The sequence below is a fragment of the Acinetobacter seifertii genome (genome assembly GCF_000368065.1).
Lineage (GTDB): Bacteria > Pseudomonadota > Gammaproteobacteria > Pseudomonadales > Moraxellaceae > Acinetobacter > Acinetobacter seifertii.
Map to the genome: position 1 here is coordinate 1,203,249 of NZ_KB851200.1, position 26,531 is coordinate 1,229,779.

The following is a 26,531-nucleotide window of genomic DNA, read 5'->3' on the forward strand; positions in this document are numbered from 1 at the left end:
TATATTAAATAATTATTTTATTTATATTGTTTGGATAAGTAACAATTGAGTTTAATCTACGAAGAGTAGATAATTATTATGATTATTAAAATAATATGAACCTAACACATTATTTTAATTCTAAAGTGGACTTTGCAATAAGGAGCAATGAATGCCAAATCCTTCTCGGTTAGGACACTTTAGAATAGTGTTACTTTTGACTCCAGCTTTATCATTATTAAGTGGTTGCAGTGATACAGCATTTCATAAAAATAATAAGCCTATAGTTATTTCTTCAAGTATTGCGAAATCTTATCCTGAGCCAGATACATACTTGGGTGAAAAGCTGCAACCAAATGAAAAGTTAGTGGCTCAGCAAATATCCACAGTTATTGAAGAATCTATCCGAAAAGAATACTCACCCGGCAAAGCCTTAAGAGATGCACATCCTAAAGCACATGGCTGTGTTCGTGCCGAGTTTCATGTACTTAAAAATATTCCAACTCAACTCGCAAAAGGTGTATTTGTTCCCGATAAAAGCTATGAGGCATGGATTCGCTTTTCAAATGCATCTAACGATGCTTCTCAAGCAGATATTGAAAAAGATGCCCGCGGCATGGCTATAAAAGTCTTAGGTGTACCGGGTGACAAAATTTTAGAGAGTGAAAAGGAAGCGACAACTCAAGATTTTATCATGATCAATCATCCAGTCTTTTTTGTAAATGACGGTCAAAGATATCTTTCATTTATTCATGATGTGAACAATAAGGGTTTCTTTAATAAACTCCACATTCCTTTTGCCCTAGGTTTAAAAGGAACAATCAATGCTTTAGGAGCTCGTAATTCTAAAATTTCCAATCCACTCTATGCACGTTACTGGTCTATGGTGCCCTATCAATTAGGATTAGGTAATGACCGTCAAGCTGTTAAATATTCAGTAAGAAATTGCTCGGCGGTGTCCCCAGCTTTCCCTGATCATCCAAGCCATGATTTTTTAAGAGATGCTTTAAAAGATACTTTGCAGAAGCAGGATGTTTGCATGGAATTTTTAATACAGCCAAGAACTTCAAATAAAATGCAAGTTGAAGATGCAATGACTGAGTGGAAAGAAACGGAAGCACCCTTTTACCAAGTTGCGACTCTTCATATACCAAAACAGAGCTTTGATACACCTGAGCAAAATCAATTTTGTGAAAATCTCTCTTTTACGCCGTGGCATGCATTACCTGAGCATAAGCCTTTAGGCGGAATAAATAGAATGCGTAAAATTATTTACGAAGATATAAGTAGAACTAGACATGAGATGAATTCTGCTCCACGTCATGAACCGTGATAAATTAGCTCAGCTTAATGAAATTTTGAATAAAAAAACCGCCCCAGAAGGCGGTTGCTGAATTTTAACAGCGATACATAGAAGTGTGGTGGAAACACTTCTATATTCTTTAAATTATTTTCTTTCTTTTACCATTTTTTTAAAATCTTCCGATTTAAAGTACTTAATGATCAGTTCACCATCATCATTTTTCTGTGCAGTTTCTGAAGAATTTTTATAGTGGTCAAACTCACTATTAAACTTAAAATCCGGGGGAATTAACTTTGAAATAGACGGAAGTCTAGTTTCTCCACCAGTAGTGATTCTTTCAATAAATCCTGCTAGCCATAAAATATACTCATCTTTATTTTTATAACTAGGCATCAAACTAATATCAATTTTAACGGCGCACTGATCTAGTGGTTTGGTTAGACACTCTTCAAAATCAATGAAGTTATATTTAAGCTTAAATTTGGTGTCTTTAATTTCTTTACGAATTACTGCTATTAAGTTGTTTAGTTGTTCGGTGGGAATATTTGAAAAAAGATCTTGATCTTTAAATCGTTTATAAACCTTTTCAGCAATCATCAAATATTGGGGCATGTCCTATCTCCTTTTTACCTTCCTTCTTGGTCGGTTGCTTACTCAGCCTTTTAAAGAAGTATGATACAAAACATGTGTTTTCTTGTGATTCTTAAATATCTAAATGTAATTAATGTGTAGTTGTGAAATTCTATTGATAAATAATTCACAATATTTGGACTGAAGATGTGGTGTGTCTCGGTTTTTAACGATAAATTTTTAGTGTTGGTAATAGCAGCTTTCAAAATACTTAACTACATCAATTTTAAAAAAAGAAGATAATCATTTTTAACTTTTGATTATCTTCCCTTATGTTTAAATCAATTTTCTAAATATATTGATGTGCTTCGCTTGGGAAAGAACCTTCTTTTACAGCTTTAACATATTCTTTAATAGCAGACTCAATACTTGATTGTCCTTCCATGAAATTTTTCACAAATTTTGCGGGCTTATCGTTTAAACCCAACATATCATGTAAGACCAGTACTTGTGCATCTGTATCGGCACCAGCACCAATTCCAATTACTGGTATAGAAACTGATTGACTGATTTGTGTTGCAACAACAGAAGGTACACATTCAATCAACAGTATTGCTGCTCCAGCTTCTTCTAAATGCTTTGCTGTATTAATTAAATTTTTTGCTTGGTCTTCAGTTTTACCTTGAACTTTAAATCCACCCAAAACATTTACAGATTGAGGTGTTAATCCAATATGAGCACATACAGGTACGCCATTTTGAGTTAATTTATGAATTGATTCAGCAAGCCATGAATCTCCTTCGATTTTTACCATATGTGCTCCCGCTTGCATTAAAAGGCCAGCATTTTTTAGCGCATCTTCCAGCGTTCCATAAGTCATAAATGACATATCAGAAATAATAAATGCGTTAGTATTTCCGCTTTTAACACAAGCAGTGTGATATACCATTTGTTCAGTTGTTACAGGTAAAGTGCTGTCATATCCCTGTAATACCATACCTAAAGTATCTCCAACTAGCAAAACGTCTACTCCTGCATTATTTGCGACCTTAGCAAAGGTAGAGTCATAACAAGTCAGAACAGCTATTTTTTGTTTTTGTTCTTTCATAGCTTTTAATGTCGTTAAAGTTATCGTTTTCATAGCTAGTGATTCTAATTTTTAAAGAAGGATTTAAAGGTTAGTCTTTTTTGAAAGGTAAAATTTACTAAAAAATAATATATAAAATAACAACATTAGAAAAATCTTCTAAAGATGAGGTAAAAATTAATTTATTTTTCTTTATTATATTGATTAATATAATTAAGATTTTTTTCTTAATTTATGAATTATTATCAAAGTATTATGCCCCTTTTATTTTAAAAATTTTATTTTACAACTATTAAATTTAACATGAGTATTTAAAGAAATTTAATTAAAAAATTTATATATATTAATTATATAGCTATATTTTTAACATTGTAAAAGATAAGCTTTACTTCTATTTTTTCCCGCTTTCTTTTTAGTTTCATAAAAATATGCAAAAAATAGTCAAATTGGTAATGTTAACCAAAATATATGACTAAATTTCATCAGATGTACGAGCAATATAGTACTATGGCCTTAAGTGCTTGGGGTTTTACTGATTTACCTTCTTATACAGATAGATACGATCCTAATGAGAAAGATATAGTGATAAAGACAAATAGCTGGTTGAATGATGATGTAGCAGAAGAAAAAACGCGTCAGGGTCTTACCGCCTTTGTAGCCCTCGATGATGCATTTATGAGTATCGCCTCACGTATATATGTCATTAGAAATGCCAAGGAAAGTATAGATCTACAATATTATATTTGGACTAATGATTTTGTGGGTAACCTGATTCTGCATGAGTTACTTAAAGCAGCAGATCGAGGAATAAAAGTTCGACTGTTAATTGATGATCAAAACGGTATAAAGCTTGATGGCATATTAAGAAGTCTTTTACAGCACTCTAACTTTGAAATCAGACTCTTTAATCCTTATAAATTTAGATACTTAAGAATATTTGATTATATTTTTCGCTTCAAAAAAGTGAATCACCGCATGCATAATAAACTTATTATTGCGGATGCCACTATTGCAGTAACAGGTGGTAGAAATATTAGTAGTGAATACTTTGAAGCAAGCAGTAAGTTTCAATTTACTGATATGGATATTTTGTTCTATGGAGATGCTGTAAGACATGCCCAAGCTGTATTTACTGATTTTTGGGAAAGTACCTTAAGTGTAAATGCAACTGATATTATTGGAACTTGTGCTGAGCATCATTTAAAAGCTCTAAGAGAGCATTATGAACAATTACATCATGAAGGCCAAAGCCTTACAGAAGATAAGCTTTATGATGCCCAGAGTTATTTAAAAGAGCTTTTAGAGCATAATCCTATTCAGTGGTCTAAAGCACACTTTGTGGCAGACTCACCCAAGAAGATTTTAGGTACAGCAACTGAACATGAAATGCTATATGGGCAAGTCATGTCTATTATGGGTAAACCTAAGCAACACTTAGAATTAGCTTCGGCTTATTTTGTACCAACCCAACAAGGTACATATTATTTAAAGCAACTGCGAGTTGAAGGAATCAAAGTTCGAGCGTTAACCAACTCTTTTGCCGCAAATGATGTTGCGATCGTACATGCTTTTTATAGTCAATACCGCGTAGAAATGCTTAAAAATGGTGTTGAGCTTTATGAGTTTAAACCTGTGCTAGAACGGCGGCGTAGAACTTGGTACGAAATTGTAACGGGTAGCGTTATACCAGCAAAAGGTAAAAATAAATCCAGTTTGCATGCTAAATTTTTTGATGTAGACGGCAAAGTATTTATTGGTTCTTTTAACTTTGACCCCCGCTCTACCTATTTAAATACTGAAGTTGGCTTAGTGATTGAGTCTAACCAGTTACAAACCCAAATTTCCGTTATGTTAGATCAACACTTAACTCAAGTGGCCTATCAACTGAAATTAAATAGCGAAGGACAAATAGTCTGGCTCGATTACCAGTCGAATGGACAAGTAATTGAATATAATAAAGACCCGGGAACTAGCCGTTTTCAACGAACAATGATTAAAGCTGTTTCTTACCTGCCTATTGAATGGATGATGTAATTTTTCAATATTACAAGAATCCGATTTTATTAAAGAATTGTTGATAGGCTTCTGCTTTTTTCTCAAGAGCTAATGGATATGCTCTAGAAGAAGATGGTAACCGATATAAATCAATATTGCGGTCTGCAAAGTAAGTTGATGTAGATGTCCCAATTAAAGGTTTTTCCGTATTTTCAGGTAAAACCGAAATTAAGGTATCAGTTGCTTTGTCGCCTGTCGTCATAATTGTCTGGCACAAAGGAATTTGCTGAAGCAGAGTCGTCAAGTCTGTGGGAGTCACAATTTCCAGAAATTTATCGGAAGCATTACCCTTGAGGCGTTTAATTTGATAAGCCGTATCGAAAATAGCAATACCTGTTTCAGTTAAAAACTCTCGGATACGTTCTTCATTAAATGTTTTTTGATTTTCACTTAAGAAATAGGTTTTATCTTTGAAAAAAATTAGGCCAAAAATTCTCCACATGTCATTTTGAAAATTTGGATAATAAAAATCCATCTTCCATTTATTACGAGGTGGTGGAAAACTCCCTAGCATTAGTAAACGAGCATTTTCAGGTAAAAATGGTTGTAGTGGATGGGTTTCTATCTCAATTATCATAAAAAATCAGTATTTACTTCAAAATTTATAAATAACTTAACGCATTTTCAGATTAATCACGAGTCAATAAATGCAAATTCTGTTAATCAAAAGTATTGAGGCGGAACCCTTTATTGTTTCGCCTCAATCATTTCTTTTATATTCATCTAAAGCTAAATTATTTAAGAGTTTAATACCTTAAAGACTTTACCTGTTCTCGGATGAGCAAAGCTATTGTCTTGATCTAAATTGATGACTTTGTCTGAAATCACAATCTTAGAAAGAGGTAACCAGTTTTGTTGTATTTCACTTGAAGCCAAATTTTTTTCAAATATATTTTCGAAAATTTGTTCTACTACAATTTCCATACCGCACATACTTTTCGCATTAACTTCTTTTAAAATATGACGTTTAGACATTTTAGTCTCCATTTTCTTATTCTTAACATAAAAAATAATAGAGTTTGTTTTGCTACAATGTGTAAAATTTAACATTTAAAGTGTTCTTTTTGTTTTATTAAATATTTCTCAAATAATTAGATGAATAATAAAATTTTATATAACATGAAATTTATTTTTAAATTAACTTATTAGTCTTATTTTTATTTTAGATAAAGTTAATTTTAAATGTTAGAAGGGTTCACTGATGAACCCTTATGAAGTTCTAAACTTGTACAGCATTATCGAGTGAGCCATCATCTTTAATTTTGTTATTATCTTTATTAATTAATGAGTCAGTGTCACTACCTGTGCTAAAGCTCTTACTATTTTTCTGCTTTTTCTTGTACATGCACATGCCAATTGCAATACCTGTTCCTAGTACTAAAATTGATTTTAACATTTTACACCTCTTCAATCGACGGAGAAACTTTTTATAAATCAGCTTAAATTAATAGCACATTCTTTGTTATTTAAGGGCTTTGATTTGAGCCGCTTTTGTAAGGTATTTAATTTTTATGTTAATTGAAGAGTGTAATAGTTTCAAAAATAAATTTTGATACAAAGCAAAAAGCCTATTCTAAAAAAAGAATAGGCTTTCTACTGTATTTCAGGATTAAGCAGTATTATTAATTGCTTGAAGCAATCTTATTTATCTTTGAATACAACTTAAATGTATTTAATGCTGAACTTTTAGTCAAGATAGTAAAGAGATGATTTGCAGTTAATTAGTAAATCCTGTGATGAACTTCTCATTTTTTACAAGCAAAAAAAAACGCCCATTTCTACTTCTCAAGAAAAAATGGGCGCAAGTGAAAACCACTAAAGACCTGAAATACCAAATGTTCTTACATTCAGTAATATTGATTCTATTTAATTTACCGAATGGTTGACAATTAAACCAGTTGTACTTTTTCTAGTCATTTCGGCCAATAAAAAATGTAAAATAATTCGCTATTTTCAATAAGTTTAGCGATAGATTATTCATCTAAAATACGATTAAGCACAGTCAACCAGTTAGAAAAACAGATTTTTTCTATGATTTCATGCGAATAGTGCCTTTTTTGCATTCTCTCGATGAGTAGGTGTAGTCCCCTTACATCTTCAATTTCATGACTAATGAGCGCCCCATCAAAGTCGGAACCAAAACCAACATGATCTATCCCTATTTCGTCTATTAAATATTCTAGATGTTCTAAAATGACATCAATGGATGTGTTTGCATCACGCTGTCCATCTTTACGTAAAAATGCGACATCAAAATTTAATCCAACTATCCCTTTAGAGTCTCTGATCACTTTGAGTTGGTCATCTGTTAGATTTCTGGCCTGTGGACATAAGGCATGGACATTCGAATGAGTCGCGACAATGGGCTGTTGAAGAATGTTAGCGGTATCCCAAAAAGCTTTTTCGTTCATATGGGAAACATCAACCACCATTTTTTTATCAACACAGCGCTTTATAAATGCTTTCCCCTCGTGTGTAAGGCCGGCTCCCGTATCTGGTGAATGTGGAAACTTAGCATTTAAACCATGTCCAAAACGACTAGGTCTATTCCAAAGCGGCCCGATGCTACGAAGCCCTGCATCATAAAATACATCGAGTAAATCTGGATTAAGTTGTAGTGCTTCGGCGCCTTCCATATGCAATACAATGGCTAACTTTTGTTTTGCTAAGCAGTGCTGAATATCCTGAACAGTTGTGCAAATTTGAATGTCATTAGAATACTCGGCGAGTTGTTTTGCTAAATCGAGTTGTTCCAGACAAATTTGTTCAATTTGCTGTTGTGTGAAGTCAGATGAAGTTTGGTCAAAAAGCTTATTAGGATGGTGCTGCTGAACATAGGCAAAAGGTGGTAAGAAAATAGCAAACATACCGCCAACAAAACCCGCTTCTTGACAGCGTTTTAAATCGAGATGCCCTGCTAAACGTTCCTGAATAAAAGCTTGAGCAGGATTGCGATGATCGCTTAACCAAAGGCGCGTTAGTACATCATTATGACCATCAAAAACAGGAATTGAGCTATGGTTCATATTTACGTTCTCACCACTATTCATCTGCAATATTTTGAACAGGAATGTTTTGCTGAACCGTAAATTGCTTTGAATTTTTAGTATTACGGAACACTAGTTTTTCTAGAGAGGAATCGAGTTCACTCTCGGCACGTGCTTGTTCAATAAGCTGATGATATGGCGATTTACCGCAGACAGGATCTGCATTGCTTGCATCGCCTGTTAACATATAGGCTTGGCAACGACAGCCACCAAAGTCGCGGTCTTTATCTGGGCAACTACGGCAGCCTTCTGGCATCCATGCATCGCCACGGAAGTGATTAAAACCTGTAGATTCATACCAAATATTGGAAAGGCTTTGCTCACGAACATTTGGGAAAGAAATTGGTAACTGTCTAGCGGCGTGACAAGGCAAAGCCATACCATCTGGTGCAACGGTAAAGAAAATTTTGCCCCAGCCATTCATACAGGCTTTTGGTCTTTCTTCGTAATAGTCAGGCACTACAAAAATAAGTTTGCAAGGATGATTTTGTGCTTTTAACTTGTCGCGATATTCATTGGTAATACGCTCTGCACGTATAAGTTGTTCTTGCGTTGGTAATAAACCTTGACGGTTTAAAAATGCCCAACCATAAAACTGACAAATAGCTAACTCGACTGTATCTGAATTAAGTTCAAGGCAAAGCTCGATAATTTTATCAATCTGGTCAATGTTATGTCGATGAATCACAAAATTAAGAACCATCGGATAATCATATTCTTTTACCAGACGACACATTTCATACTTTTGTTCAAAAGCATGTTTTGAACCTGCCAAAGCGTCATTAACAACTGGGTCACTTGCTTGAAAGCTAATTTGAATATGGTCTAGGCCAGCTTGCTTTAAATGGGAAATACGCTGTTCGGTAAGGCCCATACCAGAGGTAATCAGGTTGGTATAAAACCCAAGTTGGTGCGCATGTGCTACAAGCTCTTCTAGATCTTGACGTACTAAAGGCTCGCCACCCGAAAAACCGAGTTGCACAGCACCCATTTGACGCGCTTGATCGAAAACGTCAAACCACTCTTGAGTGGTCAATTCATTTTTGTGCTGTGCGTAGTCTAAAGGGTTTGAACAATATGGACATTGTAGCGGGCAACGATACGTTAGCTCCGCTAGTAACCATAGTGGTAAACCAACACCATTGGTCATATAAAATCAATCCAGTGCTGTTGCTGGGCAACTAACATGTAATCAATAACATCACTATCAATTTCAGCTATCTCGCCAAATTGTTGCTTGATCTGGGCAATAATGGCAGAGACATTATTTTTCCCATCAATATATTGTCCAATGGCCCCTGCACTTTCATTTAACTTGATCATGCCTTCAGGATATAAAATCACAAAGCCATTTTGAGCGGGTTCAAATTGGAAACGATAACCTTGTCGCCATGTTGGCACAAGATTTAAATCAAATTGTTCTTTATTCATTTAAATAGTCCTTTATGCCATACACGTTCTTGAGTCACACTGTGATACGGTGCTTCATTGTGTACGTATGCCAGTGTTAAGGCATCTAAAATGCTCCATAAAATATCCAGTTTAAACTGCAATATTTCGAGCATTCTTTGTTGTTGCTCATGTGTGGTAAATGAATCAAGTGTGATTGTTAAACCATGTTCAACATCACGGCGTGCTTGACTTAAACGAGAGCGGAAATATTCATAACCCTTGTCATCAATCCAAGGGTAATGTTGTGGCCATGACTCAAGTCGTGACTGATGAATCTGTGGGGCAAAAAGTTCAGTTAAAGAGCTGCTTGCTGCCTCGCGCCATGATGCACGGCGTGCAAAATTTACATAGGCATCTACAGCAAAGCGAACACCCGGTAAAACCAATTCTTCGGAAATCACTTGCTCACGACTCAAACCAACAGCTTCTGCCAAGCGTAGCCATGCCTCTCGACCACCACCGTCAGGATATTCACCATCTTGGTCAATCATGCGTTGAATCCATTCCTGACGCACGCGCTGGTCTGGACAATTTGCCATAATCGCGGCATCTTTGAGTGGAATGTTGATTTGATAATAATAACGGTTTGCAACCCAAGCCTGAATTTGTTGCTGAGTCGCTTTACCTTCATACATCATTACATGAAATGGATGATAGATATGATAATACTGACCTTTATCAATAATAGCCTGTTTAAATTGTTCGGTTGTTAAAGCTTCAGGTGTTTGTGTCATAGCTCACCTTAGAGTTCGATCTGCATGCCATCATAGGCAACCTCTACACCATTTGCCTTTAGTTCGGCAAACTGAGCGGAGTCTTCATTTAAAATCGGATTTGTATTGTTAATATGAATTAGTACTTTTTTCGGTGTATTGAGTTGGTTCAAATAAGACAACGAACCACCTTCACCACTAATGTATAAATGACCCATTTCACGGCCAGTTTTTTTACCTACACCCGTTTGTTGCATTTCATCATCGGTCCAGAGTGTACCGTCAATCATGATACAATCTGAATTTTGCATAATCTGCATGATTTGATCGTCAATCTTTCCAAGCCCTGGCGCATAAAACAACTGTTTTTGTGTTTTACGATCTTTGATGATTAAAGCAATATTGTCGCCTTCATGCGGGTCATGGCGATGTGGTGAATATGGTGGTGCAGCGCTTTGAATAATTAAAGGTAAAAATTCTAAATTTTCGAAACCATTAATTTTAAAAGCTTGTTTAGGATTAATTTCATTGTATTGAAGACCTCCATTCCAGTGCTTCAACATATTAAAGACTGGAAAACCTGTGGTCAGGTCTTGATAGACCATTTCTGTACACCACACATTCATTGGGCAGCCTTCACGTAGAGTTAAAAGTCCAGTGGTATGGTCAAGCTGGCTATCCATTAAAATAACGTTGGTAATGCCCGTGTCACGTAATTTACGCGCAGGTTGAGCTGCTTTAAAATCAAATAATTGCTGACGGATATCTGGTGATGCGTTTAATAAAATCCAGTCTACGCCGTTTTCTGAAACCGCAATTGAAGATTGAGTACGCACTTTGGAATTCATCGTACCTGTACGGACACCATGACAATTAGGACAATTACAGTTCCACTGAGGGAAGCCGCCCCCAGCTGCTGAACCTAAAATATAAATATACATAAAATTAATATCTTATTAGAAAGACATAAGCCCTAGAACAAAACTAGGGCTTATGACAGATTTGAATAGAAATAATTAACGTGCTTCAAAGTACATTGTTACTTCAAAACCAATACGTAAATCAGTGAAAGCTGGTTTTGTCCATTGCATAAATTTTTCTCCAGTCAGGATTAATCTTGTGAAATGAATCACTTGATCAAATCTTATAAAGCAATTAAAAATTTATTCTAATTAAAAATGTCACGTTTGTAGATAAGGTTGGTACAAGATATTGTTCGATAATTGTGTTTTTTGTCCAAATTTTAATAACTCCTTATCAATCAAAGGCGATTAAAAGGCCATAGCAGATGTATATACTGCTATGACAGATGTTTTACACGGCTAAGTTCATTAAGTGTTGCTGCGCAATATAAAGCTCTTGCCCCTCTTTAGCCTGACATTGCACCCAAGTTCCATCGGCTTGTAACTCCCACGCTTGACGATTATCCTTTAGATAATTGTTTAGCCCATCTTCAATCACTTGTTTCTTTAATTTTTTACTTTCGATTGGGAAACAAGTTTCGATACGAGAGAACAAATTACGTTCCATCCAGTCTGCACTAGCGCAAAACACTTTTGTATCGCCATCATTATAAAAATAGTAAACCCGAGTATGTTCTAAATAACGGCCAACAATTGAACGTACCCGAATATTATCGGACAGCCCTGTAACTTGTGGTCTTAAACAGCAAATGGAACGAATAATTAAATCAATTTGTACACCTGCTTGAGAAGCTTTATAAAGCGCGCTAATGAGCTGTGGTTCAGTGAGTGCATTCACTTTAATGATGATATGTGCCTTCTTGCCAGCAAGACGATTTTTAATTTCTTGTTCAATAAGCTCTAGCAACTGAGAGTGCAAGGTAAACGGTGCATGAAAAAGTTTTTTAAGCTTTGCCATTTTGCCCATACCAGTCAGTTCTTGGAAAATCTTATGTACGTCTTCACAAATTTCAGCATCACTCGTAAGCAGGCCAAAATCGGTATAAATTTTGGCATTCACCGCATGATAATTGCCTGTACCTAAGTGGACATATCTTTTCATTTTGTCTTGTTCACGGCGAACGACCAAAATCATTTTAGCGTGAGTTTTGTAGCCAACAATGCCATAAACGACAACTGCGCCCGCTTCTTGCAATACGTTAGCTACTTCAATATTGGACTCTTCGTCAAAACGTGCCCGTAACTCAATGACCGCAGTAACTTCTTTTCCATTACGTGCAGCTTCTGCAAGAAGTTGAACGATTTCCGAGTTCGCTCCACTACGGTATAAGGTTTGTTTAATAGCCAAGACATTTGGATCTTGTGCAGCTTCCCGAAGAAACTTGATGACAGGTGCAAATGAGTCAAACGGATGATGAAGTAAAACATCTCCTGCTTTTAACACATCAAAAATTGGCTTTTTGCTATAGAGGAGTTTTGGTAAAACTTGTTGATACGGTTTATAGCGTAAATCTGGCAAATCAAAGTTTGAAATAAAGCGGGCTAGGTTGACGGGACCATCGACGTAATAAAGATGTTCAGCATCTAAATCAAATTGCTCTAATAAATAGTTTGCAATTTCTTCAGGACATTTTTTTGCAACTTCCAAACGAACCGCTTGACCAAAACGGCGTGAAGATAACTCACCTTTTAAAGCCACGGCCAAGTCTTCTACATCTTCTGAAACGGTTAAATCGGCATTTCTGGTCACGCGAAATTGATAACAACCTGTGGCTTTCATGCCCGGAAATAAATCTGAAATGTGCTGATGAATAATAGCCGAGAGCAAAATGTAATGTTCTGCACCACCAGAAATATGCTCTGGAATTTTAACCAGTCTTGGTAAAGAGCGTGGTGCTGGGACAATTGCTAAATCAATTTGGCGTCCGAAAGCGTCTTTACCTTCCAAAGTCACAATGAAGTTAAGACTTTTATTAACTAACCGTGGAAATGGATGCGCCGGATCTAGACTAATTGGAGTAACGACAGGTTGTACTTCTTTAAAAAAGTATTCTTTAATCCAGTCTTTATGTTTCTCTAATATATCGCCGTGCTGAATAAAATGAACACCATAACCTTGTAGCTGTGGCAACAAGGTATAATTTAAAATGTTATATTGTTCTTCAACGGCTTCATGTGCATTTTTCGAAATTTGTTTTAATACTTCTGCTAATGGCAAGCCTTCTGGCCCAGTTGCTTGACTCATTAAGCTAATTTTCTGGATTAAACTTGCAACACGGATTTCAAAAAATTCATCCAGATTACGTGAAAAAATAATTAAAAAATTTAAACGTTCAAGTAATGGGTGTTCAATATCTTTGGCCTGAGCAAGCACTCGCTTATGAAACTCTAATAAAGAGAGTTCTCTATTAATATACGTTTCTAAATTATGCTGGTTTGGGCTAGATAATGTAGGTAATGATGTCATTCTTGACTCTTATAATTGATAAAAATTGTACATGAATAAAAAAGATTAATTTAATAATGTATAACCGATTTTATTCACCGGACATCTTGTAACTATTTTATTGCAAATTCATGAATTTTTTATGAAAACTTTCAAAATTACGATCTATTTTAACCTTTTGCTTATTTCCTTGCGTTTATGGGTATCTATTATCATCTTAGCATTAATTTTTTAAAGATCATCTGATTTTGATAAAGATTTAGTTTTCATTAAATATTCATATAGTATGCGTATTTTTTATGCATCTTAATTCACCAATTGATAAAAAATGACGACTTTAAATATATTATTTAAGACAACATCTTTATGTCTGGCAATGGCTTTATTAGCTGGTTGTAATGATAACAATGACAGTGATTCAAATACATCTGCACCCCGAAGTAACCAGACGGTCGATATTTTAGCTTTTAACGACTTTCATGGAAATTTAGAACCACCTAAACGCTATGTTGATGCAACTAACCCAAATGATGCATCTCAGACAGTACGTATTCCCGTTGGTGGTGTGAGTTACTTTGCAGATGCAATTAAGAAACTTAGAGCTCAAAATCCCAATAATGCTGTTGTTTCAGCGGGCGACTTAATTAGCGCTTCCCCACTGACTTCTTCACTATTTTTAGATGAACCTACCATTGATGTCATGAATGATATTCAAATTGACTTTAATGCTGTGGGTAACCATGAGTTTGACCGCGGTACAGATGAGTTACGCCGTTTGCAAAATGGTGGCTGTAAACAATATACAAGTACAGCACCCTGCCAAATTAATAAAAACTTTAGTGGTGCAAAATTTAACTTCCTTGCCGCCAACGTTGCAATGAAAAACGATGCAAGCAAAACAATTTTTCCAGCTTATAAAGTCAAAACTTATGGCGGAATTCCAGTTGCATTTATTGGTTTAACACTTAAAGCAACTCCAAGCATTGTGTCTGCAGCTGGTATAAAAGACGTTGAGTTTCGTGATGAGGCTGATACAGTCAATGCCCTTATTCCTGAACTACAAAAACAAGGCATTCAGGCTTTTGTGGTGGTTGTCCATGAAGGTGCAGCACCAAGTACTAAGCTTAATCAAAAAACATGTGATGGTTTAAGTGGGCCGATTTTAGGTATTTTAGATCGCTTAAATCCGGCAGTTGATATTGTTGTTTCAGGGCATACGCATCAATCTTATATTTGTGACTATGCAACTAAAAACCCGGCTAAACCGTTCTTACTGACTTCCGCTGGCCAATATGGCACGCTGATTACCGATATTAAGATTGAGCTAGATGGTAAAACTGGCGACATTATTAAAAAAGATGCTAAACAAGTTCCGGTTCAAAGTGAGGCCTATACTTCAGGTACAACCACTGTAAGCCTTACAGATCTTTATCAAAAATTTAGTAAGACACCAAGTATCGAAGCGATTTTAGACAAATACCGTCAAGCAGTAACGACTATTTCTGGGCGCGTGGTTGGAACGTCTACTGCCGTTGTGAGCCGTACTCAGGCTGAAAGTGGTGAAAGTCCATTAGGCGATATGATTGCTGATGCACAACAAGCCTCTGCTCTTAAAGCAAGCGACCAAGGTTCGGACTTTACACTCATGAACCCAGGTGGTGTACGTGCCGACCTACTGATTAACAGCAGTAATCAAATTACCTTTGGTGATATTTTTGCGGTTCAACCTTTTGGTAATTCGATTGTGACGCTGAGCTTAACCGGTAAACAAATTCGAGATGTGCTTGAGCAGCAATGGACGGGTGGAAATGCAAGCTCACCTAAAATTTTACAGCCATCTAAAGAGTTAAGTTATCAATATTCAGCAAATACAACTGTTTCACCGAGAGCAAGCAATATTATGATTGCTGGTTCCCCATTGGTTGACACCAAGGTATACCGTGTAACAGTCAATAGCTTCTTGGCAGATGGTGGTGACAACTTTACGGTGTTAAAGGATGGTCAGAACCGTGTTGGTGGCGGTCAAGATATTGATGCCTTTGAGAGCTATGTTGCTAAAAATTCACCACTCATTATTCCGGCTACTACTCGAATTAAAGTCATCAAATAATTTCATTTAATGACGTATAAAGGACAGTACGAAGCTGTCCTTTATTTTTATATGAAAAGCTAAAAGAGCTTTCATTCAGTATAGAGATTAAGTTCTACACTGCTGATGTCTGCTCCAGTATTTGCAAAAATAATATCCATAACTTCATGCAATAGTTCCTTCACTTTTTCATGTTCAAAGCTTGAAGTTTCTGCTGTTTTTAAGCAAATCAGATTACAACTCATTTTGTCTTTTCTGAGCTTATAAATACTTTTACTTTTTCCCAAAAACACTCTTTTGACGAGTTTGCGATTTTCAAACTCAGATAAAATTCGGTAAATGGTGCCTAGTGTAATTTTATATTCATTTTTAATTTGTGCATAAATGCTATCCGCACTTAAGCCATGTGGGTTCTGATTTAAAATTTCAAAAACCTGTATTCTCGATTTTTTTATAGGTAATCCATTTAATAATGATTTTGATATTGTCGTCATGTTAATTAACCTTAAAGTTTAGAAATATAGAAATTTTTAAAAATTATTTTGTCTATATTTACTTGAAAATTATGGATGTTTTCTAACTGAAAAGCTCAAAGCCTATTCCCCTATGAATAAGCTTTGAGCCTAGATTTAACTTAGAAACTATAAGTCGCTTTCACAAAGTAATTGCGGCCATAAAGTTTGGTATTAAAAGTTTTGTTTTTATCTTCCAAGTCAACATCGGTCAGGTTTTTCACACCGTAGTCCAGTGTTAAACGTGGCGAAATTGGCGAGGTAAACGTAAGGTCATAGGTCGTATACGCTGGTAACTCCTTAGTTGCAGAGTACATTTGTTTGCCTACATAACTCACGCCTGCATTTACACGAAAGTCTTGAACTGGTGCCCAAGAAATAGAGCCATTGGCAAGCCATTCTGGTCGTTCAGTTAAGTCTTTACCTGTAGTTTTGTTTTTCGCATCCAGATAAGTTGCGTTTGCCTTAACGCCTAAATTGTCAGTGAAATCATATCCACCTGTAAGCTCAACACCTTTCAGTTCTGCGCGGCTCACATTGGTCCAGATTTTTCTAAAATCACCTACTAAACGCGGGTCCCCATCACTCAAGGTAATTGCTTCAATCAAGTTCTTTACATCGTTTTGGAAAATCGTAACGACAGCATTCCAGTTTGGACGCGTCACAATTAAAGACGCTTCATAGTTTGTACTTTCTTCTGGCGCTAGGTTTGGATTACCTCGAATGTGGCAACTACCTCCACATGAAATCATCGAGTAGTTAATGTCTAACTGAGCAGGAGCCGGAACTTTATAAGCTTGTCCCACGCCACCTTTAAGTATGACTCCTTCAGCGAGTTGATATGCTAAATAGGCTTTACCAGTCGTTTTACCATCAAAGTCATCAAAGTTGTCGTAACGACCACCTAATGTTAAGGTAAGTGCATCATTAATGTGGGTATCGTTTTGCACAAAAATACCGTAGCTTTTTTGCTGATTTTTTCCAGTGCCGATATAACTTACAACGTCTGTAATTTTCTGGTCTTTATAATCGAAACCAGCAGTCGTGTTATTCATGAGCCAGTCAAAGTTGGCAAAAGCACGACCAATTAAATTTTCTTGTTTATAGTGACGGCTTTGCGGCGCATCGTACTCACTGTCATAGTCATAGATTTTAGCTGTTTCTTTACCAATATAAGCTTCTGTTTTTCCCCAAACCCATTTACCACGGTGAGCAATGCCTACATTGGTTCGCTTCATTTCAGATTCTTGAATAGATGTAGCTGCATCTTGCGTCAGCGGGCGTTTATCGTTGTTATAACCCAAATCTAAATCTAGAGTTTGCTGATCATTAATATTCCAGCTTAAAGTACCATTTACATTTTTGGTGTCTTTTTCTACAAAATATGCACCATCTGGATCTGGCTGGCCTTTTCTATACCACGCATCGCGGTTATAGGCGTCACCTGCCAGAGTAAAACTTAAATTATCGGTTAAACCACCATATAGGTTAAATCCATAACGGTACTGGTTTTTACCATCGCCTCGGTCAGCCCGGTTATATTGACCAAAAATAGAACCGTGTAATTGTCCATCTTCTGCTTTTTTAGTAATTATGTTAATTACACCGCCCATCGCATCTGCGCCATAGAGTGATGGCATAGGCCCACGAATCACTTCAACACGCTCAATGCTATTTAAAGGAATTGCGCTCCAGTCAAAGTCATTACCTCGCCACATGGCGCCATTAGATGACATGCGTTTACCGTTTAAAAGAATTAAGGTGTAGTTCCCCGAGGTATTCAGCATTCCCCGTATAACGATTTTATCTTGACCACTGTTATAGTTATATACCCCTGCTTGTTTTTGTAAAACGTCTGCAAGGCTCAGTGCTGCACTACGTTCAATATCTTCACTTGTGATGACACTAATGGATGCGGGTGCTTTATCTACATCTTGTTCTTTTAAAGCAGCAGAAACCACAATGGTTTTAAGTTTTTGAACAGGTTCATTTGTGCCCTGTTGCTCAATATCTGTATTTGCTTGGACTGCGAATGGAAGCAGTGTTGAGAGGGCGACCACCAGCGCCTTTTTTGTTAACGTCATTTCTCGGTCCTTATATTTTATAACGATTACCATATGATAATTGTTATCATTTATGATGTGCCGAGCATGATAGGCTCATGACTTTTATTGTTCAAGATAAAAGTAATTATTATTTATATAATGATAATCATTATTGTTTGTTTGATTTAAAAAAGTTAATATTGCAATTTGGTGTGCCTAAAAACCTATTGAAAACAAGCTTAAAGTAGACATAACAATGCTCTCTCGATTTTTTATTTATCACCCCATTTTTGTATCTGTCATTGCCATCACTATTCTTATTTTTGGTTTTTTTTCTATTCGTGCAATGCCCGTTGAGCGTTATCCAAACTTAGCTCCTCCAAGTGTCACAGTGGTTGCTAATTACCGAGGTGCGTCTGCTGAAACTGTTGAAGAAAGCGTAACTCAGATTTTAGAACAACAAATCAAAGGACTGGATAACTTACTCTATTTCACATCAAATAGTGAATCTTCAGGAACGGCCAGTATTGATATTCATTTTAAAATTGGTACAGATATTGATAAGGCACAACTACAAGTACAAAACCGCATTAACAGTGCATTAAACCGTCTCCCCGAGCAAGTACAACGGCAAGGGGTAAATATTTGGAAAACCACAGGTGATATGCTGTTAATTGTGGGTCTATACGATGAGACAGGTAAAGCCAGCAATATCGAATTATCGGACTATATGGTCAATCACTTTGAACAACCTCTCTCGCAACTGCAAGGAATTGGTGAGGTGGATGTGTTTGGTTCAAGTTATGCCATGCGTATTTGGTTAAATCCAAATCAGCTTAGAAATTATCAACTTATGCCGAGTGATATTGAAAAGGCACTTGAAGACTACAATACCCAAATTGCTGCAGGTTCGATTGGTGCTATGCCTTCGGCTGCTGATCAGAATATTTATGCCAAAGTCACAGCGGGTTCTCGATTAAAAACAGTCAACGATTTTAAATCGGTTGTGGTTAAAGCCAATGTAGATGGGAGTCTGGTTTATTTAAAAGATGTAGCGAGAGTCGAGTTAGGTGCCGAAAACTATGAAAGTATTAATACACTAAATGGCTACCCTTCTGCTGGTTTAGGCATTTCACTCAGTCCCGATGCGAACGCAATTGAAACCTCTGCTCTAATTAAAGCAAAAATTGAACAGCTCAAGCAGCATCTACCCACTGGATATAAAGTAGTTTATCCACGTGACAATACCCCATTTATTGAAGAGTCGATTAAACAAGTCATCATTACTCTGCTTGAAGCTGTGGTGTTGGTCGTCATTGTCATGTATCTCTTTTTACAAAATTGGCGCGCTACACTTATTCCAACCATTACTGTACCTATTGTGATTTGCGGTACCTTTGTTGTGTTGTATTTGTCTGGAATGAGTATTAATACACTTACCCTGTTTGCACTGGTTCTAGCAATTGGTTTATTGGTTGATGACACGATTGTCGTGGTTGAAAATGTTGAACGGCTTATGCATGAGCAACAATTAAGTGTTCGGGATGCATGTTTAGCATCGATGCAAGAAATTAGCGGTGCATTGATGGGTATTACCTTGGTACTAACCGCCGTATTTATCCCTATGGCTTTTTTTAGTGGTTCAACGGGTATGATTTACCGCCAGTTTTCAATCACCCTAGCGGCTGCGATGTTGTTATCTTTATTGGTAGCCATGTTTATTACGCCAGCTTTGTGTGCTGTCTTACTAAAAAAACAAACTCAACAACCTAAATGGGGACAAAAACTTGAGACTTTGCTTGAAAAAGTTAAAGTTGGTTTTAGTTTTTTAGCAAAAAGTTTAATCAAATTTAAAGCACTTTCATGTCTTGTAGTGTTAGCTTTAGCTGCTGTTTTAATTGTGATTTATCGTAGTTTGCCGACGAGCTTTATTCCAAATGAAGATCAAGGTTTGTTGGCTGTGCCTTATAGTTTGCATAACAGTGCTTCTATGAGCCAAACACAAGAAGTAGGTAAACTGGTCAATAACTATTTCTTTGAACATGAAGCCAAAAATATCAATACCGTCTTAGTAGTTAATGGACAAAATTTTTCGGGAAGCGGTCCAAATTTAGGTATGGCCTTTGTTTCGCTTAAACATTGGAATGAGCGTAAAGGAGAAGCCAATACGGCGAGTGCTATTCGTGGACGTGCGCAAGATTACTTGCAAAAAAACTTACCAGCCAAAGTTATGGTGGGTATGCCTGCAAGTGTTTCTGGTTTGGGCCAATCTGATGCTTTAGAACTTTGGCTCAGAGATGTAAATGGTCAAGGACGCGATGAACTCATTAAACAATATAAAGCCTTAGAAAAAGATTCTCACAATTACCCTGCGTTTGAAAATTTAAGTCCGCTTGTAGATGAAAATAAGGCTGAAGTTTTTATTCAATTCGACCAGAATAAAGCCAAGATATTAGGGATTGATCAACAAGCAATACGTTCAACTTTATCAACTGCTTGGGGTGGAAACTATGTGGGAGATTTTGTTGAAAGAGGCAAAATTAAACGAATCATTATGCAAGGTGATGCTGAATTTCGCTCTAAACCTGAAGATTTAGCTTATTGGCACGTCCGTAATAATACAGGTGGAATGCTTTCTCTTGCCCATTTTGGTCAAAGTGAGTGGACTGGTGGTCCAGAAACACTAACAAGATTTATGGGACTTGCTGCAATACAACTTGAAGCAAATGTGAGTTCTGGCTTTAGCTCAGGTCAGGCAATGCAACAGTTAAGTGATATGGTGAGTAAACAGTCTGGTGTAAATGTCGCATGGAGTGGCCTCTCTTTACAAGAGCAGCAATCGAGCCAGCAAGCCTTATTTTTATACATTATCTCTATTTTATTTATTTTCTTATGTTTAGCCGCTTTATATGAAAGCTGGAAAGTACCTCTTATTATTTTACTAGGACTTCCGCTAGGCATTACGGGAACTATTGTATTTGCTCAAATTTTTAACTTACCAAACGATGTGTATTTCCAAATCGCGTTACTAACGGGTATTGGTTTGTCTTGTAAAAACGCGATTTTAATTGTGGAGTTCGCAACTAAAGCCATAAAACAAGGTAAAGGCTATGTTACTGCCGCATGTGAGGCTTTAGCTCTACGCTTACGTCCAATTTTAATGACCTCGCTGGCTTTTGGTGCGGGTGTTATTCCCCTTGTTGTTGCCACAGGTGCTGGTGCAGTGAGTCGCCATGAAATTGGTATGAGTGTATTTGGCAGTGTGATTATAGGAACCGTACTGGTCCCTGTATTTACGGTGTTTTTCTTTGTCTTGGTACATAGTTTACCGACTTTGCAATGGTCGCTTGGACGGGTTTGGTTTAGACGTGTATCTAAATATAGAAAAGATCATTCCTCTTTATAGAACAAAAAAAGCAGATCAATGATCTGCTTTTTTATTGTTTAAATTTAAGCGACTAGTTTCTCAATCCATACTTCTAATGTAGGTTGTTCTGCTAAATCTTCAAAGCTCACTTGAGCGCCGTAAGCCTGCCATTTACCCACTAAAGTCATTAGGCGAACTGAATCAAGCCCAAGCATGAGTAAATCATCATTTAACCGAATGTCCGAAGCTGGAATCTGTAGTTGCTCACTTACCGCTTGAACAATCCCTGCTTGGGTTAATGGCGAGGCTGCTTGTTCAAGTGTCCAAGCACGAGTCACTTGCTGGGTGGTCATGACTTGAGCGCAACGTGTACTTGCATATTTTAATGCCATGTCGTGTTCTTCACGGCTAAAGTCAGCGAGTGCATCACCACATAAAAATGGTTGTATGTTGAGCATGAAGGCTTCTGCGGCACTCATGAGGCAGCCAATATGAGCATAAACACCACAAATAATGAGCTGATCACGACCTGACTCACGCATAAGTTGTTCAAGTGGTGAAAACTTAAATGCGCTATAACGCCATTTTGTTAAAACGGTATCATTTTTCTGAGGTGATATTTCCGGCAAAATCTGAGTAATATACGGATCATCTTTTAGACCAGTTCCCCAAAAATCAGTTAATAACTGGCGATGTTCAGGTGTCTGGTTACCGGGCTGTGCAGTATAGACGACAGGGATATTAAACTTACGCGCAGTTTCAATCAGTTCTTTGGTATTTTTAATGAGCTCTGGAATAGGTGCTTGAGTTTGATCATAAAAGTCTAAAAAATACTGCTGCATATCGTGCACTAATAAAACGGCGCGATTAGTATGTAACTGCCAATGGGTTTTATTAGGTGTAAACTCATGGGCTTGAGGCATACTGTAACTGGCAATTTTGGGAATACTCATCAAATTTTTCCTTTTTTATCTTTAAGCAAGAACATTGGTTTTAGTTTCAAGTTGTTGACGGAGTGTTTTTTTGTCGATTTTTCCAAAGGCTGTATATGGAAACTGCTCGATAAATTCGACACGATCGGGAATTTTGTAGGTAGCAAGCCCATAGTCTTTCAGATGTTGACGAACTGACATAGCAAGGCGAATTGGACTTGGATCATTGGTTTGTGATTGCCATGCAATAAAGGCACAGCTTTTTTCACCCATAATCTCATCAGGCATAGCAACCAGTGCTGCAAGGCGAATTTGTGGATGAGTTAATAAAGCTTGTTCCACTTCTTCAGTCGCAATTTTTTCACCAGCACGATTGATTTGTTCTTTTGAACGTCCTTCGACAACAATGCAGCCATCATCACGAATACGAACTAAGTCACCTGTACGATAAAAACCATCTGGCGTAAAAGAACGAGCGTTGTGCTCTGGTGCTTGGTAATAGCCGCGAATGGTATAAGGACCACGAGTGAGTAGATGCCCTACCTCTCCAGCTTGAACTGGCTGGTCATGATCATCCAACACCAAAATTTCATCATCTGGCGAGATTTTTAAACCTTGGGTATGAATAATTTGTTCTTTTGACATGCCAAAACGGGTGTAGTTCACAAGTCCTTCAGCCATTCCAAAGACCTGTTGCAAATTAATCTTAAACTCATCAATCAAGCGTGTGGCAACTGCATCGGGTAAACGGGCTCCTCCGACTTGCAGGCAACGTAAAGTTGATAATATTGGATCTTGATCTTTTGCTGCTTTATCCATCCACGGTCGAACCAATGCAGGAACTAAACAAGCATCTGTCACACCGTGTTTTTTAATAAGTGGAAATGCAGTTTCAGGGCTTGGATCTGTACCTAAAACCACCGCGCCACCCGCATAAAAAATGCCTAAAGAACCAGCCGAGCTCATTGAAAAGTTATGTGCCGCAGGTAAAACCATGAGTAAGCGTGATGCCTGATTGAGTTGGCAAATTTTGGCACTCTCACGCACACTGTAGAGATAATCATCATGAGTACGTGGAATCAGTTTTGGAACACCTGTGCTACCCCCCGAAAGCTGTAAAAAAGCCACTTGATCTGCTGTAGTTGGCGAGATTGCTTCCGCTAGAATTTCTGTTTCTTTTAATAGATTTTCGATAGCAACAAAATTACCAGCATCACCAAGTACAAATACATGCTCTAAGCAAGGTGCTGTTTGCTGAAGCTTTTCGGCAAGCTCTCGGTAATCAAATTTTTGGGCGCCAAAATCTGCGCAGAAATAAGCTTTAGCTTGCGTCTGTTTAAAAAAGCTACTGAGTTCGGCATATCGATGGGCAGGCAAAGACATGATAGGTAAAGCACCTAATCGAATCAGTGCAAAAAATAGAATATAGAACTGATAGCGGTTTGGCATTTGTACGACGGCTTTATCGCCCGCACGTAAGCCATATTGATATAAATGGCTTGCACAACAGTCAACTAAGTTGTCAAATTTTTCATAGCTAACAGCTTTATCACCATCATAAATTGCAATATTTTTCGCATACTTTTGAGCACTTTCCCGTAAAAAATCACTCAGATTTTGTCCAATCCAATAGCCTTTCTTACGGTAAGCCATGGCAAATTCTTCTGGATATGGCACAGCGCCCTCTAAATACTTTTTTGTTGTCATCTGTATATTCCTTATCGTGGTAATTGGTCTGGTGAAATGTGCAAGCCATCAAGTACAGTACGGAACTTTGCAGCAGTTTCAGCATGTTCAGCTTGTGGACGTGAGGCTTCCACAATTCCTGCACCGGCAAATAAACGGGCAATATTTTGATAAATACGAGCACAGCGCACGGTCACAGACCATTCACCATTACCTTCGGCATCGGCCCAACCCATGGTTCCAGCGAATAGTTCACGGTTAAATGGTTCAAGTTGCTGAATCAAATTTTTTGCTATGGAACTTGGCTCACCACAAATTGCAGGTGTTGGATGTAGACGTTCAATTAAGTCAAAAACATGAGTATCGGCTTGCTTAAGCTCGCCCGTAATGTGTGAGGCCAAGTGCCAAAGACGTTTGGTGCGAATAAGTGAAGGTTGTTTGGGCACATGTAGTTGCTTGCAGAAAGGAGTGAGTTCATCGGCAATCATTTCGATGACAAGAGCATGCTCATATTGATCTTTTTGTGAAGCTAATAAAGCTCTTGCATTATTTTGGTCAACAATCGGATCATCATCGCGTGCTAATGTGCCCGCAACAGGTTTACTCCACATTTTATTATTTTGCTTTGCAATTAATAGTTCAGGACTTGCACCAACAAACCAACCTTCGCTTTGAGGGTGTCTTGCAACTGCATAGTTATATCCTTCAGGATTATGCTTGGCCAAGTTATAAAGTACATCTGAGACTGGAAGATTCTCTTCAAATTCAAGTTGTAAAATACGAGCAAGTACTGCTTTATCTAGCTTTTGTGCCCGCATTTGTTGTACTAAATATTCAACCTGTTGTTTATAGTGTTCACCTGAAGGTAAATAATCGGCCTGCTTTAAGATTAAGTCATCAAGATTAATATCGGTTTGTGAAAATAAAGCTTTCTGGTAAACCTTGGCATCTTGCATCAGCATTAAATTAACATCTGCCGATGAACTAAATGGCAACCCACCCATAACCTTGGCATCGCTATAACCATCTGCAATCGCTTGTTGTAATTGTAAACGGGCTTCGGTTAGCCACTCTTTTAACTGAGTGTCTTTTGTAACCTCAATATCTTTAAGTTTTTGATGACTCGATATGATGTATTCAGGAGTCGTAAATATAAAACCAGCGTTATCAGTGCAATTTAAAACTTCTTTTGCGAGTGTAATTCTGCTTTCAGTAAAATTTTCTCGTTGGATAAAATACGGATGCTGTACCGACATCTCGCAACTCCTTATAAAATTATTTTGTTGTGATGAATTAATATTTAAACGCCTAATGTGGCTCCCCCATCGACCACAATTTCTTGCATAGTAATTTGTGCTGCTTGGTCTGAAAGTAAAAAGCTAACGGTATTAGCAATATCTTCAGGCTGAGCAAGTTTTCTAAGTGGAATACCAGTACGGTACTGGTTTAAGTCACCATCAATAACAGCAGGTGGAGGTGAATTATCTGTCCAAAGCTGCTGCTGCATTTGAGTGAGCGTAGAGCCTGGTGAAACAATATTGAGCCTGACTTGGTGAGGTGCGATTTCAAGTGCAAGATTACGGCAGTAATGGCTCAGTGCAGCTTTACTCGTTGCATACATGCCAAGTTGTATACGTGGCATACGTGAACTGTTCGAGCTAATCGTGACAATGCTTCCCTGCTTTTTTTCACAAAAATGTTTAGCAAGTTGTTGACTAATCGCAATGGGTGCCATGACATTTACAGCGAAAAGTGTTTGCCAGTCTTCTGTTTTTGCTTCAAGCATAGAACGCATAATTAATACGCCCGCTGCATTTACTAAGCCTGTAATGTTGTGCTTTTCCAAAAGCTCCGCAATCAAATTTTGAGTAGTTTGTTGCTGTGTAATGTCTTGTGAAATTCCTTGCCAATGTGATATTTCATAGTTTTCTAGCTTTTGAATGATTTCCCATTGTTCTGGGTTTTCCTGTTGGTCAATACCAATCACTTGATACCCTTGCTGCAATAATTTTTTTGCAATAGCAGCTCCAATACCTCTTGCAGCACCTGTGACTACGATGGTAGAGCTCATATTTAACTCCTGTTTGAAGCAATATTAAATTGCGCAACATAATTGCAAATAATTATCATTATTATCAAGTGCAATAAATATCAAACATATGATTACAATCTAAATTAAGCTATTTATTAACCATAATTTTAAATTAAGTTATTGTTTTTAATTAATATTATAAAAATAAGCATTTCTTTATTGATTATAATGATAATTGTTTTCATTTACTAATGATAATCATTTTGATAATTTGACCGCGCTTTCTTGTCGAG

Annotated in this window: 22 protein-coding genes and 1 pseudogene; 4 read left to right on the plus strand and 19 right to left on the minus strand. The window is 37.1% G+C overall.

The window, feature by feature from the left end:
• Positions 1 to 151: 151 nt before the first annotated feature.
• Positions 152 to 1,312 (plus strand): catalase family protein, encoded by a 1,161-nt coding sequence (locus tag F985_RS13065; RefSeq protein WP_004701643.1) that lies wholly within the window; start codon positions 152 to 154, stop codon positions 1,310 to 1,312.
• A 114-nt stretch (positions 1,313 to 1,426) separates the two neighbouring features.
• On the opposite strand, the gene F985_RS13070 is transcribed toward F985_RS13065, so the two are convergent.
• A complete protein-coding gene (locus F985_RS13070) occupies positions 1,427 to 1,894 on the minus strand; it encodes a hypothetical protein (protein WP_004701645.1) in 468 nt (155 codons plus the stop codon).
• A 307-nt stretch (positions 1,895 to 2,201) separates the two neighbouring features.
• The gene (gene panB, locus F985_RS13075; protein ID WP_004701647.1) at positions 2,202 to 2,993 is read right to left on the minus strand and encodes a 3-methyl-2-oxobutanoate hydroxymethyltransferase; all 792 of its coding nucleotides are present in this window, start codon (positions 2,991 to 2,993) and stop codon (positions 2,202 to 2,204) included.
• Positions 2,994 to 3,407: 414 nt separating this feature from the next.
• On the opposite strand from panB, the gene F985_RS13080 reads away from it, so the two are divergent.
• Complete coding sequence (locus F985_RS13080) at positions 3,408 to 4,973, plus strand: phospholipase D family protein (protein ID WP_004701649.1); 1,566 nt, start codon at positions 3,408 to 3,410, stop codon at positions 4,971 to 4,973.
• Positions 4,974 to 4,983: 10 nt separating this feature from the next.
• Here the strand turns inward: F985_RS13080 and F985_RS13085 are convergent, their stop codons facing one another.
• The 10 genes from F985_RS13085 to ppk1 all read right to left on the minus strand — a co-directional run bounded on the left by F985_RS13085 (position 4,984) and on the right by ppk1 (position 13,596).
• Positions 4,984 to 5,571, minus strand: coding sequence for a uracil-DNA glycosylase family protein (locus F985_RS13085; protein WP_004701651.1), 588 nt, complete (start codon positions 5,569 to 5,571; stop codon positions 4,984 to 4,986).
• Between the two features lie 161 nt (positions 5,572 to 5,732).
• On the minus strand, positions 5,733 to 5,969 hold the full coding sequence (locus F985_RS13090; protein WP_004701653.1) for a hypothetical protein: 237 nt from the start codon (positions 5,967 to 5,969) through the stop codon (positions 5,733 to 5,735).
• A gap of 244 nt (positions 5,970 to 6,213) precedes the next feature.
• On the minus strand, positions 6,214 to 6,390 hold the full coding sequence (locus F985_RS13095; protein ID WP_004701655.1) for a hypothetical protein: 177 nt from the start codon (positions 6,388 to 6,390) through the stop codon (positions 6,214 to 6,216).
• A 577-nt stretch (positions 6,391 to 6,967) separates the two neighbouring features.
• A complete protein-coding gene (locus tag F985_RS13100; RefSeq protein WP_004701657.1) occupies positions 6,968 to 8,020 on the minus strand; it encodes a dipeptidase in 1,053 nt (350 codons plus the stop codon).
• A 16-nt stretch (positions 8,021 to 8,036) separates the two neighbouring features.
• Positions 8,037 to 9,191 (minus strand): pyrroloquinoline quinone biosynthesis protein PqqE, encoded by a 1,155-nt coding sequence (pqqE, locus tag F985_RS13105; protein ID WP_004701659.1) that lies wholly within the window; start codon positions 9,189 to 9,191, stop codon positions 8,037 to 8,039.
• Positions 9,188 to 9,472, minus strand: a complete 285-nt coding sequence (gene pqqD / locus F985_RS13110) for a pyrroloquinoline quinone biosynthesis peptide chaperone PqqD (protein WP_004701662.1) — start codon at positions 9,470 to 9,472, stop codon at positions 9,188 to 9,190. Before pqqD ends, pqqE begins: the two co-directional genes overlap by 4 nt.
• Complete coding sequence (gene pqqC, locus F985_RS13115; RefSeq protein WP_000195110.1) at positions 9,469 to 10,227, minus strand: pyrroloquinoline-quinone synthase PqqC; 759 nt, start codon at positions 10,225 to 10,227, stop codon at positions 9,469 to 9,471. The genes pqqD and pqqC overlap by 4 nt, the downstream gene beginning before the upstream one ends.
• Before the next feature lie 8 nt (positions 10,228 to 10,235).
• A complete protein-coding gene (pqqB, locus tag F985_RS13120; protein WP_004701663.1) occupies positions 10,236 to 11,147 on the minus strand; it encodes a pyrroloquinoline quinone biosynthesis protein PqqB in 912 nt (303 codons plus the stop codon).
• 75 nt (positions 11,148 to 11,222) lie between these two features.
• On the minus strand, positions 11,223 to 11,297 hold the full coding sequence (gene pqqA, locus F985_RS0104385) for a pyrroloquinoline quinone precursor peptide PqqA (RefSeq protein ID WP_001982218.1): 75 nt from the start codon (positions 11,295 to 11,297) through the stop codon (positions 11,223 to 11,225).
• A 223-nt stretch (positions 11,298 to 11,520) separates the two neighbouring features.
• Positions 11,521 to 13,596 (minus strand): polyphosphate kinase 1, encoded by a 2,076-nt coding sequence (gene ppk1, locus F985_RS13125; protein ID WP_004701665.1) that lies wholly within the window; start codon positions 13,594 to 13,596, stop codon positions 11,521 to 11,523.
• 307 nt (positions 13,597 to 13,903) lie between these two features.
• On the opposite strand from ppk1, the gene F985_RS13130 reads away from it, so the two are divergent.
• Positions 13,904 to 15,685, plus strand: a complete 1,782-nt coding sequence (locus F985_RS13130) for a bifunctional metallophosphatase/5'-nucleotidase (RefSeq protein ID WP_004701667.1) — start codon at positions 13,904 to 13,906, stop codon at positions 15,683 to 15,685.
• Between the two features lie 71 nt (positions 15,686 to 15,756).
• Here the strand turns inward: F985_RS13130 and F985_RS13135 are convergent, their stop codons facing one another.
• Positions 15,757 to 16,158 (minus strand): transcriptional repressor, encoded by a 402-nt coding sequence (locus F985_RS13135; RefSeq protein WP_004701669.1) that lies wholly within the window; start codon positions 16,156 to 16,158, stop codon positions 15,757 to 15,759.
• 140 nt (positions 16,159 to 16,298) lie between these two features.
• Positions 16,299 to 18,260 carry a TonB-dependent receptor plug domain-containing protein gene (locus tag F985_RS13140; RefSeq protein WP_004701670.1) on the minus strand — a complete coding sequence of 654 codons (1,962 nt, stop codon included), beginning with the start codon at positions 18,258 to 18,260 and terminating at the stop codon, positions 16,299 to 16,301.
• Between the two features lie 217 nt (positions 18,261 to 18,477).
• Here F985_RS13140 and F985_RS13145 point away from each other — a divergent pair, with 217 nt between their 5' ends.
• Entirely contained in the window at positions 18,478 to 21,627 is a 3,150-nt protein-coding gene (locus F985_RS13145) for a multidrug efflux RND transporter permease subunit (protein WP_004701672.1), read from the plus strand.
• A gap of 44 nt (positions 21,628 to 21,671) precedes the next feature.
• Here the strand turns inward: F985_RS13145 and F985_RS26135 are convergent, their stop codons facing one another.
• The 5 genes and pseudogenes from F985_RS26135 to F985_RS13165 all read right to left on the minus strand — a co-directional run bounded on the left by F985_RS26135 (position 21,672) and on the right by F985_RS13165 (position 26,277).
• Positions 21,672 to 21,872, minus strand: coding sequence for a phosphopantetheine-binding protein (locus tag F985_RS26135; protein WP_406935456.1), 201 nt, complete (start codon positions 21,870 to 21,872; stop codon positions 21,672 to 21,674).
• A gap of 18 nt (positions 21,873 to 21,890) precedes the next feature.
• Positions 21,891 to 22,541, minus strand: a pseudogene (locus F985_RS13150) (isochorismatase family protein); the annotation flags it as partial.
• Between the two features lie 21 nt (positions 22,542 to 22,562).
• Positions 22,563 to 24,227, minus strand: a complete 1,665-nt coding sequence (locus F985_RS13155) for a (2,3-dihydroxybenzoyl)adenylate synthase (protein WP_004701674.1) — start codon at positions 24,225 to 24,227, stop codon at positions 22,563 to 22,565.
• An 11-nt stretch (positions 24,228 to 24,238) separates the two neighbouring features.
• Complete coding sequence (locus F985_RS13160) at positions 24,239 to 25,462, minus strand: isochorismate synthase (protein WP_004701675.1); 1,224 nt, start codon at positions 25,460 to 25,462, stop codon at positions 24,239 to 24,241.
• 44 nt (positions 25,463 to 25,506) lie between these two features.
• Complete coding sequence (locus tag F985_RS13165; RefSeq protein WP_004701676.1) at positions 25,507 to 26,277, minus strand: SDR family oxidoreductase; 771 nt, start codon at positions 26,275 to 26,277, stop codon at positions 25,507 to 25,509.
• Positions 26,278 to 26,531: the final 254 nt, after the last annotated feature.